Source organism: Paraburkholderia ginsengiterrae (genome assembly GCF_001645125.1).
Lineage (GTDB): Bacteria > Pseudomonadota > Gammaproteobacteria > Burkholderiales > Burkholderiaceae > Paraburkholderia > Paraburkholderia ginsengiterrae.
In genome coordinates, this window is record NZ_LXKA01000262.1 from 1 (window position 1) to 449 (window position 449).

At 65.0% G+C, this 449-nt stretch carries 1 protein-coding gene; it reads left to right on the plus strand.

What is annotated here, in order from left to right; translation table 11 throughout:
* Positions 1-175 precede the first annotated feature (175 nt).
* Positions 176-449 (plus strand): hypothetical protein (locus A6V37_RS41855; protein ID WP_208607879.1); only part of this gene is annotated, 274 nt, incomplete at its 3' end.

The following is a 449-nucleotide window of genomic DNA, read 5'->3' on the forward strand; positions in this document are numbered from 1 at the left end:
AAACCGCCCGCAAATCCATCCCCAGCAACACCAGGCCGTTCCCTCCCACGACTGAACGCCCTTTCCCGTGTCCGCGACGCTCATACTCGCCTCCCTATCTTTGACCTGGCCTTCACTCGCGCCGCCAGTCTGTTGCTCCCATCTCACTTCCGTTCTGCGTCTGACGAGAATGGATGTGTCGTCTGTCTTGTCGCCGGTGCTGCTCGCGTCCACGTCTGCGCCCATTCCCGTCACTCCGACCTACCGCGCGTCGGCCGTGAATTACACCTCGCCCCACGTCCCCTTCACCCGATCCGACTTCGTCGAGCCAGCACGTCGCGCGTGCCGCCGTCTCAATGCACCTATCACGAACGGTGCGGGACTCCTCAACTTCGTGCCACGCCGGCGCCTCGTCCGCGCTCGCCGCTCCTCCGACGCGTCCGCGGTCATGTCGTGGGTGTCCCGCAGCA